Origin of the sequence: Streptomyces sp. ME02-8801-2C (assembly GCF_033793965.1) — a bacterium.
Lineage (GTDB): Bacteria > Actinomycetota > Actinomycetes > Streptomycetales > Streptomycetaceae > Streptomyces.
Map to the genome: position 1 here is coordinate 51,715 of NZ_JARAXP010000003.1, position 13,191 is coordinate 64,905.

Below are 13,191 nucleotides of genomic sequence, written 5' to 3' on the forward strand. Positions count from 1 at the left end.
CCCGCCCCGCATCTGCTCGACCACGCCGTCGGCATGCGGTACTTGTGTCCGACAAGCTTTCGCACACCCGCCACGCCACCGTCCCTCGATGCCACAAAGGAGTGCGCGATGGGAACGTACGAGGATGTCTTCCGCGCCAGTACCGAGGACCCGGAGAGCTTCTGGCTCGAGGCGGCGAAGGGCATCGACTGGGATGTCGCTCCGCGACGCGCCCTGGACTCCTCGGGTGCGCCCTTCTACCGCTGGTTCCCCGACGGACGCCTCAACGTCTGCCACAACGCGCTTGACCGGCATGTCGAGACCGGCCGGGGCGAGCAGCCCGCGCTCGTCCACGACTCCCCCGTCACCGGCACCCGGCGCACCTACACCTACGCGCAGTTGAGGGACGAGGTGGCGGCCTTCGCCGGGGCGCTCGCGCAGCTCGGCGTGGGGCACGGCGACCGTGTCGTCATCTACATGCCGATGGTCCCCGAAGCCGTGGTCGCGATGCTGGCCTGTGCGCGGATCGGCGCGGTCCACTCCGTCGTCTTCGGCGGATTCGCCCCGCGCGAACTCGCCCTGCGCATCGACGACGCGGAGCCCAAGGTGGTGGTCTCCGCGTCCTGCGGCATCGAGGGCAAGCGCGTCATCGCGTACAAGCCCCTGCTCGACCGGGCGATCGAACTCGCGGCCCACAAGCCCCAGAAGAGTGTGATCCTGCAACGCCCCCAGGAGCGGGCCGAGTTGGGGCCCGACGATCTCGACTGGGCCGCACTGGTCGCCGCCGCGACGCCGGCCGACTGCGTTTCCGTCGCCGCCACCGATCCGCTCTACATCCTCTACACGTCCGGAACCACCGGGAAACCCAAGGGAGTTGTCCGCGACTGCGGCGGCTACGCGGTCGCCCTGCACTGGTCGATGGGCGCCGTCTACGACGTGGGCCCGGGCGAGACGATGTTCACCGGCTCCGATGTCGGCTGGGTCGTCGGGCACTCCTACATCGTCTACGGGCCCCTGCTGGCCGGCGCCACCACCGTCCTGTACGAAGGCAAACCGGTCGGCACCCCGGACGCGGGCCAGTTCTGGCGCGTGGCCGCCGAGCACCGCGCCAAAACCATGTTCACCGCGCCCACCGCCTTCCGGGCCATCCGCAAGGAGGACCCGAAGGGGACACTCACCGCCGGTTACGACCTGACCGGCCTGCGTCACCTCTTTCTCGCAGGCGAGCGTCTCGACCCCGAGACCTACCACTGGGCGAGCGCGCTGCTGGGCATTCCGGTGATCGACCACTGGTGGCAGACCGAGACGGGCTGGCCCATTGTCGCCAACCCGGTCGGGATCGAGGCGGCCCCGGTCAAACCCGGCTCGCCCACCCGTCCGCTGCCGGGCTGGGACGTACGCGTCCTGGACTCCTCGGGCCGGCCGGTGCCCGCGGGCGTCGACGGTGCGATCGTCGTGAAGCTTCCCCTTCCGCCCGGCGCGCTCCCCACCCTCTGGAGGGACGACGAGCGCTATGTCGCGTCGTACCTCTCCGCCTACGACGGGTACTACCTCACCGGCGACAGCGGCCACATCGACGCCGACGGCTACGTCTTCGTCATGGGCCGCACCGACGACGTCATCAACGTCGCCGGGCACCGGCTGTCCACCGGCAGCATGGAGGAGGCTCTGGCCGCCCACCCCGATGTCGCCGAATGCGCCGTCATCGGCGTCGCGGACGCCTTGAAGGGTCAGGTGCCGCGCGGTTTCGTCGTTCTCAAGGCCGGCGTCGACCGCGAACCGGGCGCGGTCGAGGCCGAACTCGTCCAGCTCGTACGCGAGCGGATCGGCGCCGTCGCCTCCCTCAAGGACGTCGCGGTCGTGGCCGCCCTGCCGAAGACCCGCTCGGGAAAGATCCTGCGCAAGACGATGCGCGGCATCGCCGACGGCCACGACGAGCCCATCCCCTCCACGGTGGACGACCCCGGCGTCATCGAGACCCTGCGCCCTGTCCTCCGCCGTACCAGGCACACCTCGTGAACCCCGGCGTAGGGTCCCGCGTTCGCCGAGCTGCGCGTGGGGCGGTTTCCTCGGCGTCGTCGATCAACGGCCATGGCGGCGTCTCGGGTCGTCCGGGCCGCCATCCAGGTCGCGAAAGGTGACGTCGTCGTGCCCGCGATGACCACCCCCCGCCTCCCAGGGCCGCCCCTGGGCAGGCCCACCCCGGGGTGGCGCGCGGCAAGGCCGGTCGATCCGGTCGGCGGTACCTTGTGACTATGGGTACCGACACCCATGCCTTCCTCAGCGATCTCGCTCGGGGCCTCGCCCCCCGAGCAGATCAAATGACCGATGTGATTTTGCAGCATCTGCGCAGCGAGCTTCCCGACATCTGGAAGTACGCGGATCTCGCCGCCGTGGCGCGTGCGGCACTGGCCGAACACATCGCAGCCGGTCTGGATTTTTTCGAGTACGACCGGGACATGTGTGAGGTCAGGACGCCGCCCGCCGCCATCGAGTTCGCCTGCCGGCTCGCTGAGCACGGGGTGCCGATCAGCCAACTCCTTCGCGTCTACCGGCTCGTCCACGCGGATTTCCTGGAGCAGCTCTATACCGAGACCGCACGTGTCGCACAATCTCAGGAGCTGATCCACGCGACGACACTCGCCCTGAGTGCGATCGCCTTCGAGTACGTCGATCGCATTTCGGAGCAGACGGTCGCCGCGTACCAGCGGCAGCGCGACCGCTGGCTGCAGCGGCGCCTGACCACGATCAACGAGGCCGGGACCCGGATCGGGACCACTCTGGACACGCACCGCACCGCGCAGGAGCTGGCGGACGTCGGCGCCGACCACCTCGCGGACCTCGTCGTCGTCGACCTCCTGCCCTTCGCCCTCCAGGAGGAGGGCACGTACTCGGCGGCCGGTCCCGCGACGCTCTGCCGGATCGCCCAGGCAGCCTCGGACGGCTGCCTCGACCAGGCAGTGGTCACTGATCGGCCGTGCATCTACCCCGAAGGCTCGGAGCCGGCTCGGGTACTCACCGACGGACAGCCGCTGCGGATCCGTATCTCCGCCGACGACATCCCGCCCTGGCTGTCGACATCGCCGGAGCACGCCCGCGCCCTGCGCGATCTGGAGCTCCACTCCCTGCTCCTGGTCCCGCTGTGGGCCCGCGGCAGCCCGCTGGGCCTGGCACAGTTCGTCCGTCGTCAAACGGCGGAACCCTTCGACGACGACGAGATGCTGCTGGCCCAGGAGATCGCGTCCAGAGCGGCGGTGAACATCGACAACGCCCGCCGTTACACCCAGGAACGCTCCACCGCGCTCACCCTGCAGCACAGTCTGCTGCCGCGGCGCGTACCGGAGGAGACCGCCGTCGAGACCGCCTCGCGCTATCTGCCCAGCGGATCAAGGGCGGGCGTGGGAGGCGACTGGTTCGACGTGATAGCGCTCTCCGGGGCCCGCGTAGCCCTCGTGGTGGGCGACGTGATCGGTCATGGCCTGCATGCGGCGGCCACGATGGGCCGGCTACGGACGGCTGTCCGCACCCTGGCGGACATCGACCTCACGCCCGACGAACTGCTGACCCACCTCGACGACGTGGTCATCCGGCTGCAGCGCGAGGAGGAAGAGGGCACGGACGAGATCAGCGCCACCTGCCTGTACGCGGTGTACGACCCTGTCTCCCGCATGTGCTCGCTGGCCAGCGCCGGACATCTTCCGCCGGCCGTGGTGAGCGCCCCGGGCTCGGGTGACGTCGGGCCCGCCTCGCGCACGGTCGGCTTCCCCGGTCTGCCGATCGGCCCGCCCCTGGGCCTGGGCGGACTCCCTTTTGAAACGGCACAGTTCGAACTGCCACCAGGCAGTCGGGGCTGGTCCTGTACACCGACGGCCTCGTCCAGAGCCGCTCGCGTGACGTGGAGAGTGCCCTCACCCTGCTGTGCGACGTTCTCGCCCGGGCACCGGCATCCCTCGAGGAGACCTGCGACGAACTGCTGTCCGCCCTGCTGCCCAGCCGGCCCGCCGACGATGTCGCCCTCCTCGTGGCACAGACCGGGGCACTCGACGCCGACCACGTCGCCACCTGGGACCTTCTCAGCGATCCGGCCGTTGTCTCCGCGGCCCGCCTTCACGCGTCCGATCAGCTGACCGCCTGGGGTCTGGAAGAACTGGCCTTCACCACTGAACTCGTGGTCAGCGAACTGGTGACCAACGCCATCCGCTACGGCAAGGGCCCCATCCAACTGCGGATGATCCTTCAGTCCGCGCTGACGTGCGAAGTGTCCGACGCCAGCAGCACCGCCCCGCATTTGCGCCGCGCCCGCGTCTTCGACGAGGGCGGCCGCGGCCTGCTGCTCGTCGCCCAGCTCACCGAACGCTGGGGCACCCGGCACAACCGCGAGGGCAAGGTCATCTGGGCGGAGCAGCAGATCCCGGCCTCGCACGACGAGGCCTCATCCGTTCTGGTGTGAGGTGGTGCCGGGCCGAGGCATCCGTATCGCGCGTCGGCCTGTGTGCCGTACGGCGAGAGGGGCGCGGCAACGGGCCCCTCGGGTTCACCCGTGCGAGGGCGGTATCGGGAAGAGCATGCAACTGCTGGTGGCGTGGGCGAGGAGACGGTCGTTCGCGTCGACCAACTGAGCCTGGGCGAGGGCGGTTTGACGGCCCTTGTTGACGACCGTACCGATGGCACGCACCGTGCCCGTGTCCACGGTGATGCGCCGCAGGAACTTCACCGTCAGGTCGAGCGAGGTGTACGCCATGCCCTGCGGAAGGGTGGACTGGACGGCGCAGCCCGCCGCCGAGTCGAGCAGGGTGGCGAAGATACCGCCGTGCACGCTGCCGATCGGGTTGTAGTGCTCCTCCCCCGGCGTCAGGGAGAAGACCGCACGACCGGGCTCCACCTCGTCCAGGGTGAAGTCGATGGCGTGGTTGATGGGCGGCCTCGGCAGCCGCCCCGCCTGCAGTTCACGCAGGAAGTCGATGCCTGCCAGACGACCGGCGGATTCCGCCAGGATCGCGGGGTCTTCCCACTCATACGTACGTGTTCGCCCCACGGCCGAGCACCCCTTCAGCTGACTTTTGAATACGAAGCTAGCCCCTCGTTCACCTGACTGTCAATAACGAAGCCAGGCCCCTACGATGGGCGCATGGAGTGGCTTGAGGCGAGCACGGAGAACTGCCCCGTCCAGCGCACGCTCGACGTGGTCGGAGAGAAATGGACGCTGCTGATCCTGCGTGACGCGATCAACGGCGTCCGCCGCTTCGACGACTTCCACCGCCACATCGGCCTCTCCCAGGCCGTCCTCAGCGACCGTCTGCGGAAGCTGATCGCGTCGGGCATCCTGACGACGGCCCCCTACCAGGAGCCGGGCAGCCGCTCCCGCAACGAGTACCGGCTGACCAGAAAGGGCTGGGACCTGTGGCCCGTCCTGATGGCGCTGACCCAGTGGGGCGAGACATACGCCCTCGGTTCCGAGGGGCCGGCACTGGACATCCGCCACGCCGGCTGCGACGCGCCGGTGCGCGTGGTCGTCGAGTGTTCCGCCGAGCACACCACTCTCACCCCGAGGGACGTCACCGCCCGGCCGGGGCTCGGCGCCCACCCGCGGACCTGAGCCGACGACCTGCGACTCACCGTCCTGACTACGAGGCGATGGCCTCAGCGAAGCCGTTGGAGGAAGTAAGTGGCACGCTACGCCAAAGAGCACAAGCAAGTCACCCGGCAGCGAATCATCGACACGGCCGGCCGACGGTTCAAGCGGGACGGCATCGACGGCTCGGGCATCTCGACACTGATGTCGGACGCCGGGCTCACCAACGGAGCCTTCTACGCCCACTTCACATCCAAGGACGACCTCGTCGCCCACGTCGTCGCCGACCAACTCCGCACACAGATCGCCGGATTCGACGCCGTTCCGCCCAGCCACTCGGGCCTCGACGGCCTCATCCGCGAGTATCTGTCACCCAAGCACCGGGACCACCCCGGCACCGGATGCCCCTCCGCCGCCCTGCTCGACGAGATCGGCCGCTGCGGCGCCGAGACCAAGCAGGCGTACACCGAGGGCGCCCAGGGCATCCTGGACGAGTTCGCCGCCCGCCTGACACCCGAGAACCCGCAGTCCGCTCGCGGCAAGGCCCTCGGCCTCTACACCATCCTGGTGGGAACGTTGCAACTGTCCCGCGCCGTCTCCGACCAGAGGTTCGCCGACGAGGTCCTGGAGCAGGGCATCGAGAACGCGCTCGCCTTCATACGCTGACGACACAGGCAGAACGCACCGGAACTTCGGAACACCTTCACTGCCGCCGGCCCCCACTTGCCACCCGTCAGTCGGCCCACTTAAGATTATGAATGTAATTTAATGCGGTTGCCCGCGAACGCGAGCGGACGAGTTACGGAGACGACCATGAGGGCCTTCACTGTGGAGCGCTACGGCGGCAAGGCCGGCGTGCGTGTCGGGGAGGTACCGGACCCCGAGGTGGGCGCGAACGACGTGCTGATCCTCGTCCGGGCCGCGAGCGTCAATCCGCTCGACCGCATGATCCGGGACGGGGAGATGAAGACGATCCTGCCGTACCGCGTCCCGTTCGTCCTGGGCAACGATCTCGCCGGAGTGGTGGTCGAGGTGGGTGCGGCCGTCACGCGGTTCGCCGTGGGCGACGAGGTTTTCGCACGGCCCGACAAGGATCGGATCGGCACGTTCGCCGAGCTCATCGCGGTGCACCAGGACGACGTGGCGATCAAGCCGGCCACGCTGACCATGGAGGAGGCGGCGTCCCTCCCCCTGGTGGCCCTGACCTCGTGGCAGGCGCTGGTCGAGCGGGCACAGGTCAAGCCGGGTCAGAAGGTCCTCGTCCACGCCGGTTCCGGCGGCCTGGGCACCATCGCCGTCCAACTGGCCAAGCACCTGGGCGCGTACGTGGCGACCACCACGAGTACGGCCAACGTCGACCTGGTGAAAGGCCTGGGCGCCGACGTCGTGGTCGACTACAAAAAGGAGGCGTTCGAGACTGTCCTGCGCGACTACGACGTCGTCCTTGACTCGCTGGGCGGCGACACGCTTGCGAAGTCCCTGGACGTGCTCAAGCCCGGCGGGAAGCTCATCAGTGTCGCGGGCCCGCCCGACGCCGCTCTCGCCAGGGAACTGGGGGCCAATGTCGTCATCCGCCTGGTGATGTCCGCGCTGAGCCTTCGTATCCGACGAAGCGCACGGCGCCGCGGCGTGACGTACTCGTTCCTGTTCATGAAGGCCAGTGGCGACCAACTGCGCGAACTCACCCCCCTTTTCGAGGCCGGCACGATCCAGCCCGTCGTCGACACCGTCTTCCCCTTCGTGTCGGCCCGCGAGGCTCTGGAGTACCTCGAAGCGGGGCGCGCGAAGGCGGGCAAGGTCGTCGTCAGCATGGCGTGACGTCGCCGAACCCTCCAGCCAGTCAAGGACCTTGACCGACGCCCGAGCGGCGTCATCCGCGGCAACGAGAAACGCCCTGAGACCCGCTATCCGAAGGACCGGCACATGAACACACCGCGGAACTCCCCCGCCCACTCCGCTTCCTCGCCCGCTTCGTACCAGAACGCGACCACCCGCTCCGTGTCCGTCGGCGGCGACGAGTTCGCCTACCGGGAACTCGGCCCTGAGGACGGCGTACCGCTGATTCTTCTGGTCCATCTGGCCGGGGTGCTGGACAACTGGGATCCGCGCGTCGTCGACGGACTCGCGGCCCAACGCCGGGTCATCGCCTTCGACAACCGCGGGGTGGGCGCGTCGGGCGGTACCACGCCCGACACGATCGAGGGGATGGCCCGTGACGCGGTGCAGTTCATCCGAGCACTCGGGTTCGACCAGGTCGATCTGCTCGGGCTGTCGATGGGCGGCTTCGTCGCCCAGGTCGTCGCGGCGGAGGAGCCGCGCCTCATCCGCAAGGTCATCCTCGCGGGCACCGGTCCCGCCGGGGGCGACGGCATCGACAAGGTCCCGGCGCTCACCATCCAGGCCACACTCAAAGGCGCGTTGACCCGCCAGGACCCCAAGTTGTCCCTCTTCTTCACCGACACCGCAGACGGCCGACGAGCCGGACGTGACTTCCTGGCACGGCTTGAGGAGCGCACACACCAGCGTGACAAGGACATCGCGCTGCCGTCACTCCGCGCCCAGCTGAAGGCCGTCAAACGCTGGGGCCGCCAGGCGCCGTCGGACCTGTCGGCCATCCGTCAGCCGGTCCTCGTGGCAAACGGTGAGAACGACCGGATGGTGCCCAGCCGCAACACCCTGGACCTGGCAGCACGCCTGCCCCACAGCGAACTCGTCCCGCTCTACCCGGATGCCGGACACGGTGGGATCTTCCAGTACCACGATGACTTCGTGGCACGGGCTCTCGAGTTCCTCGCGCCATGAAGGTAGCCGGAGCAGGTCGTCCAGAAGCAGGCGCCGATCACGATGCGACCGCACGCCGTCCTCGTTCGTGGCCCGTTGGACGGCCGGGGAGGCCCGGGCCAGCGGCCCAGGCCCCCTAAGGCCCGTAGACAGACCGTCTCTCAAGCCCGGCCCGGCGCCCTGCCGGTCACCCTGTGCTTGACCTTCGCCGAGGCCGACGCGACCGCCGACAGTGGCCTCGCGATGTCCTCCAGCGAGCGGCGTTCCGCGTTCACCGCGAGGAACGCTGCGACGATTCCGGCCGCGCACATCAGGCCCGCGCCGATCTGGAAGGCGAGCACCGTGTCCCCGACCACGCCGGACGACGTGAGGTCCGCGAAGACCAGCGGGCCCGTGATGCCACCCGCGGCGGTGCCGATGGCGTAGAAGAAGGCGATGGACATGGCCCGCGTCTCCATCGGGAAGATCTCGGAGACGGTCAGATAGGCGCTGGACGCGCCGGCCGAGGCGAAGAACAGCACCGCGCACCAGCAGGCCGTCAGTGTGGTCGCGGTGAGTGAGCCGCGGTCGAAGAGCCAGGCCGTACCGAACAGCAGCACGCCCGAGAGCAGGTAGGTCGAGGAGATCATCACCCGCCGGCCCACCGTGTCGAACAGCTTGCCGAGCAGCAGTGGGCCGAAGAAGTTGCCGACCGCGATCACGGCGAAGTAGTAGCCCGTGTTGCCGCTCGGGACGTCGAAGAACGTCGTCAGGATCGCGCCGAAGCCGAAGGTGATCGCGTTGTAGAGGAACGCCTGACCGATGAACAGGGAGAAGCCGAGGACGCTGCGCTTGCGGTAGGCCGCGAAGACGGTGCGGGCTATCTCGCCGAACCCGACCGCTTTGCGCTGCTGGATGGTGATCTCGTTCTCGGGCTCCGGCAGCGGTTCGCCCTTTTCTGCCTCGACCTTCCGTTCGATGGCGTTGACGATCTCCTCGGCCTCGCGTTCCCTGCCGTGGATCAGCAGCCAGCGTGGACTCTCGGGGACGTGACGCCGTACGACGAGGATGACCAGGCCGAGGACCACGCCCAGGGCGAAGGTCAGCCGCCAGCCGACGTCCTTCGGCAGGATGTCCGTGTTCAGCGCGACGATCGACAGCAGCGAACCGCCGACCGCGCCGATCCAGAAGCTGCCGTTGATGATGAGGTCGACACGGCCGCGGTAGAACGACGGGATCAGCTCGTCGATCGCGGAGTTGATGGCCGCGTACTCCCCTCCGATGCCGAAGCCGGTGAGGAAGCGGAACGCGAAGAACCACCAGGTCGAGAAGGACACCGCGGTCAGCGCGGTGGCGGCCAGATAGACCGCCAGGGTGATCATGAACAGTTTCTTGCGGCCGAAGCGGTCGGTCATGCGGCCCCAGAAGAGGGCGCCGACGCAGGCGCCGGCCACGTACAGGGCGGCCGCGATCCCGGTGATCTGACCGGAGGTGATCGGCAGCCCGCTGCCGGGCTCCGAGAGCCGGGCGGAGATGTTGCCGACGACCGTGACCTCAAGGCCGTCGAGGATCCATACGGTGCCGAGACCGATCACGATCGTCCAGTGCCAGCGTGACCACGGGAGACGGTCGAGGCGGGCAGGGATCGAGCTGGTGATGGTGCGGCCGGTGCCGGCCGGAGCGGTGGCGCTGGACATGGGCTCCCTCCTCATCGAGCGAACCACCTTCGTGTGCCCCTGCCCTGCCGCATTACGCCGCGCCGCGCCGCATCAGCTCCCCCATGGGTTGGCCGAAACCACAACTGCCGTCGCCTGAAACATGGTTGCCGCAGGTACTCACGGTTGGCAGACTCACTCATCTGACGCATGAAGAACGGTCGCGCAAGCAAACGAGTACTTCATCTTCAGGGGGAAACCAATGAGACTCAGCACGCCCAAACGTGCCCTGGCCCGTGCAACGGCCGTCCTCATACTGGCGCTGGGCATGGCAACCGGCACAACCGGTCTGCTGTCAGGCACCGCCGCGTACGCTCTGCCCGTCACCGAAGGATCCTTCGCCTTCAGCGGCGACGAGGGTGACTGGCCCAGCGGTGGTCAGTCCTACGCCTACTCGACGGCGGCTCAGGACCGCCTGAACATCTCCGCCGACAACGCCCACAACTCGGTCCATTTCTGGCTCGACGGGGCGAACGGCGACTGGTGGTCCCTGGATCTCGCGGCGCCCGCCGGCAAGACCCTCACACCGGGTACGTACACCGGCGCCACCCGGCACCCGTTCAACGAGCCGACCCAGCCGGGACTTGACCTCGGCGGAAACGGGCGGGGCTGCAACACGCTCACCGGCGAATTCACCATCTCCGACGTGGAGTTCGGCCCTCAGGGTTACGTGAAGAAGCTGGACGCCGTCTTCGAGCAGCACTGTGAGGGAAGCACCCCCGCGGCGCGCGGGGAGATCCACATCAACAACCCGGAGCCGCCGGCCGAACTCGACCTCGGCCTCGCCGTGGCCCTGGAGGGCACCGCGAGCACCCTGAACGGAAAGGCGACCCTGCACGGGACGGTGAGCTGCAACAAGCCGGTGAAGGTGGATGTCTGGGGCGACGTCACGCAGGTGAAGAGCCAGCGGCTCATCCGCGGCTCCTTCAGCGGGTCGGTGTCCTGCACACCGGGCGCTCCGGTGCCCTGGACCGCGACGGCCGTACCCACCGGGGACATCCCCTTCCAGCGCGGAGACGTGGAGGTCGAGGCCCGCGCGACGGCGACGGACCCGGACTACGACCAGGCCGTGACCGTCAGCGAGACGGTGGCGGTACGCCTGAAGCGAGGCTGATCCGTCGAGGCCTCTCCCTGAGGCCCGACGCACATCACTCACACAGTTCGCATCTGCGCTGAAGCACTTTTGCAAATATCACCCGGGTGCGGGCGGACAGCATCGGCGCGGCAGCTGTGTGCTGCCGCGCCAACTGTGCGTTACCGGTATCGCAGAGTGCGGCTGCGTCGGGAGGCGCCGCCTAAGGTGCCACGGCTCGTCCGGTCGTCGGGGAGATCTTCCCGGCGCACAGGCCGCGGCCGGCCAGGCCCTGCGCGATGCGTGGAATCGCGGCGACCGTGTTGGCGGGCCAGTCGTGCATGAGGATGACCTGCCCGTTGGTGAGCCGGGCGGCGGCCTGCACGATCGCGTCGGTACTGGCGCTGTTCCAGTCCTGGGAGTCGACGTCCCAGATGATCTGGGTCAGACCGTACTTGGCCGCGACCGCCTTCACCGTCGCGTTGGTCTCGCCGTACGGCGGGCGGAACAGCACCGGAGTGCCACCGCCCGCGTTGGCTATGGCCTGTTGGGTCCGGGAGATCTCCGAGTCGATCTGCGCCTGGCCGAGTTGGGTGAGGTGCGGGTGGGTGTAGCTGTGGTTGGCGACCCACATGCCCGCGTTCACCTGGGCGCGGACCAGGGCCGGGTTGGCGGCGGCGTACTGGCCCTGGTTGAACATCGTGGCCCGCAGCCCGTTGCGTGTGAGGGCGTTGAGCAAAGTCGTCGTGCTGGTGGACGGGCCGTCGTCGAAGGTGAGCCCGACGTACCCGTTGCAGGCGGCGGCCCGTGCCGGGGCGCCGGCGTGTCCGGTGAGGGCGACGGTATGCCCGGTGAGGCCGGTGGTGGCGGCCAGGGTTGCGGCGGCGAGTAACGGGAGACGCCTTGCCTTCATCGAGGTCTTGGCCGACCCGACGTGATGTGAGGTCATGGTCAGCCCACCGTGATGTTCGAGTTGCCGCTGCTCCGGTACCCCTCGGTGGCGAGGATCATGTAGTAGTTGAAGCTGCCCATGGGCATTCCGGCCCGGGCCCAGGCGTCGAAGTGGTTGCCGGTGGTGATGGTGCCGCCGGTCCGCTTCGACTGGCGGACGCTCCAGTACTGGTTGAAGGTGCGGGTGCCTTCCACGGACGGGGCGTTGTAGCGGGTGGTCTGGTAGATGTCGTACGTGCCGCCGTCGCTGGTGACCGTGCCCTTGTACGTTCCGGTGGGCCGGTAGGTGCCCCAGTTGTCGACGACGTAGTACTCGACCAGCGGGTTGGACGTCCAGCCGTACAGCGCCAGGTAGGCGTTGCCGGACGGGTTGAAGCTGCCCGAGTAGGAGACGGTCCTGCGGGAGCCGTTGCTCCAGCCCTTTCCGGCCACGAAGTTGCCGGAGTTGCTCCATGAAGTGCTGTAGTTGCCACCGTTGTTCAGGGTCATGGAGACCGTGCCCGGCGCGTCGGTCCAGAACGAGTAGTAGTAACCGTTGTTGGTGCCGGTCTGGTTGGTGGTGATGACCGTGGCGGCCTGGGCGGTGCCGGGCAGGGTCAGGGCGGCGACAGCCACCAGCAGCATGGTGCAGACGCCGCTGATGAGCAGCCGGAGCCGGGATGCACGTGCGGGTGCGTTGTTCATGTGCGTGTTTCCTCCTCGTCCTCATGGGACCGATGGGGGCTGAACACGCGACAGTGTTGGCCGGAGCACGTCAGGTGTCAATGGTTTCGGTATTCACTCCGAAACATTCGAAAACCATGACAGCGTGCACCGGTCGGACATTCTTCCAGTTCAACGGCATAACATGCTCGGTCGAGCAGGTGGTTGGGGAGTCAAATCAATAGGTCTCCCAAGTTGGAAGCAAATGCTCCAGGCCCATTTTCTCGAATGTTTCGAAGCTTTTCCGCTCTCGGTTTGCGTGCCTCAGCGCCTGCGGCCGGACCAGCCGGTGCCGATTCCCGCGACGTGCAGTGCGAGGAGCATCAGGCCGAGAAGCATGACGTTCGTGGAGGAGAAGACGTCGTTCGTGCTGATCTCGGCGGCGTTGATGAGGAAGGAGATGAAGAAAAGTACTGCCGCGGCTATCCCAAGCATGGAGC

12 protein-coding genes and 1 pseudogene are annotated in these 13,191 nt (G+C 68.1%); 8 read left to right on the forward strand and 5 right to left on the reverse strand.

What is annotated here, in order from left to right; genetic code table 11:
• Positions 1-108 precede the first annotated feature (108 nt).
• The 3 genes and pseudogenes from PV396_RS09360 to PV396_RS09370 all read left to right on the forward strand — a co-directional run bounded on the left by PV396_RS09360 (position 109) and on the right by PV396_RS09370 (position 4,429).
• Entirely contained in the window at positions 109-1,998 is a 1,890-nt protein-coding gene (locus PV396_RS09360) for a propionyl-CoA synthetase (protein ID WP_319202441.1), read from the forward strand.
• A 440-nt stretch (positions 1,999-2,438) separates the two neighbouring features.
• A pseudogene (locus PV396_RS09365) lies at positions 2,439-3,761 on the forward strand (PP2C family protein-serine/threonine phosphatase); the annotation flags it as partial.
• Positions 3,762-3,874: 113 nt separating this feature from the next.
• On the forward strand, positions 3,875-4,429 hold the full coding sequence (locus PV396_RS09370) for an ATP-binding protein (protein ID WP_319202443.1): 555 nt from the start codon (positions 3,875-3,877) through the stop codon (positions 4,427-4,429).
• A gap of 84 nt (positions 4,430-4,513) precedes the next feature.
• On the opposite strand, the gene PV396_RS09375 is transcribed toward PV396_RS09370, so the two are convergent.
• Positions 4,514-5,014, reverse strand: coding sequence for a PaaI family thioesterase (locus PV396_RS09375; protein WP_319202445.1), 501 nt, complete (start codon positions 5,012-5,014; stop codon positions 4,514-4,516).
• 93 nt (positions 5,015-5,107) lie between these two features.
• Between PV396_RS09375 and PV396_RS09380 the strand changes: the two genes are divergently transcribed.
• The 4 genes from PV396_RS09380 (at position 5,108) to PV396_RS09395 (ending at position 8,353) form a co-directional block, all read left to right on the forward strand.
• A complete protein-coding gene (locus PV396_RS09380) occupies positions 5,108-5,575 on the forward strand; it encodes a helix-turn-helix domain-containing protein (RefSeq protein ID WP_319202447.1) in 468 nt (155 codons plus the stop codon).
• A gap of 69 nt (positions 5,576-5,644) precedes the next feature.
• On the forward strand, positions 5,645-6,217 hold the full coding sequence (locus PV396_RS09385) for a TetR/AcrR family transcriptional regulator (protein WP_319202449.1): 573 nt from the start codon (positions 5,645-5,647) through the stop codon (positions 6,215-6,217).
• 147 nt (positions 6,218-6,364) lie between these two features.
• Entirely contained in the window at positions 6,365-7,369 is a 1,005-nt protein-coding gene (locus tag PV396_RS09390) for an NADP-dependent oxidoreductase (RefSeq protein WP_319202451.1), read from the forward strand.
• Between the two features lie 105 nt (positions 7,370-7,474).
• Positions 7,475-8,353, forward strand: coding sequence for an alpha/beta hydrolase (locus PV396_RS09395; protein WP_319202453.1), 879 nt, complete (start codon positions 7,475-7,477; stop codon positions 8,351-8,353).
• Positions 8,354-8,493: 140 nt separating this feature from the next.
• Here the strand turns inward: PV396_RS09395 and PV396_RS09400 are convergent, their stop codons facing one another.
• Positions 8,494-10,008: an MFS transporter gene (locus PV396_RS09400; RefSeq protein WP_319202455.1), complete on the reverse strand. Its 1,515-nt coding sequence runs from the start codon at positions 10,006-10,008 to the stop codon at positions 8,494-8,496.
• A gap of 286 nt (positions 10,009-10,294) precedes the next feature.
• Here PV396_RS09400 and PV396_RS09405 point away from each other — a divergent pair, with 286 nt between their 5' ends.
• A complete protein-coding gene (locus PV396_RS09405; protein ID WP_319202457.1) occupies positions 10,295-11,140 on the forward strand; it encodes a hypothetical protein in 846 nt (281 codons plus the stop codon).
• Between the two features lie 181 nt (positions 11,141-11,321).
• On the opposite strand, the gene PV396_RS09410 is transcribed toward PV396_RS09405, so the two are convergent.
• From PV396_RS09410 to PV396_RS09420, 3 genes are all read right to left on the reverse strand, one after another.
• Positions 11,322-12,011, reverse strand: coding sequence for a polysaccharide deacetylase family protein (locus tag PV396_RS09410; protein ID WP_416071389.1), 690 nt, complete (start codon positions 12,009-12,011; stop codon positions 11,322-11,324).
• A 38-nt stretch (positions 12,012-12,049) separates the two neighbouring features.
• Positions 12,050-12,733 (reverse strand): glycoside hydrolase family 11 protein, encoded by a 684-nt coding sequence (locus PV396_RS09415; RefSeq protein WP_319202462.1) that lies wholly within the window; start codon positions 12,731-12,733, stop codon positions 12,050-12,052.
• Positions 12,734-13,015: 282 nt separating this feature from the next.
• Positions 13,016-13,186 carry a hypothetical protein gene (locus PV396_RS09420; protein ID WP_319202465.1) on the reverse strand — a complete coding sequence of 57 codons (171 nt, stop codon included), beginning with the start codon at positions 13,184-13,186 and terminating at the stop codon, positions 13,016-13,018.
• Positions 13,187-13,191: the final 5 nt, after the last annotated feature.